The organism is Paraburkholderia sp. J63, from assembly GCF_905220245.1.
Lineage (GTDB): Bacteria > Pseudomonadota > Gammaproteobacteria > Burkholderiales > Burkholderiaceae > Paraburkholderia.
The window spans coordinates 1-427 of sequence record NZ_CAJMZF010000187.1 but is presented as its reverse complement, the minus strand read 5'-3'; the positions used below and the strand labels follow the sequence as shown (position 1 = coordinate 427).

The window sequence follows — 427 nt, the reverse complement described above, 5'->3', positions numbered from 1 at the left end:
TTCGTCTGAAGGAAGCGGGCGTGGCGACGGAAGTCATCGCCGTGTCCGCCGGTGGGGCGCAAGCGCAGGAAACGCTGCGCACGGCGCTCGCGATCGGCGCGGACCGCGCGATCCTCATCGAGTCGAATGAAGACCTGCAGCCGCTCGCCGTGGCGAAGCTGCTCAAGGCGCTGGTCGATAAAGAGCAGCCGCAGCTCGTGATTCTCGGCAAGCAGGCCATCGACGATGACTCGAACCAGACCGGCCAGATGCTCGCCGCGCTGGCGAACCTGCCGCAAGCGACGTTCGCTTCGAAAGTGCTCGTTGCCGACGGCAAGGCAACCGTGTCGCGCGAAGTGGACGGCGGTTCGGAAACGCTATCGCTAAAGCTGCCCGCTGTGGTGACGACGGACCTGCGTCTGAACGAGCCGCGCTACGTCACGCTGCC

Annotated in this window: 1 pseudogene; it reads left to right on the top strand. The window is 65.8% G+C overall.

The window, feature by feature from the left end:
• A pseudogene (locus U5775_RS39100) lies at nt 1–427 on the top strand (electron transfer flavoprotein subunit beta/FixA family protein); the annotation flags it as partial.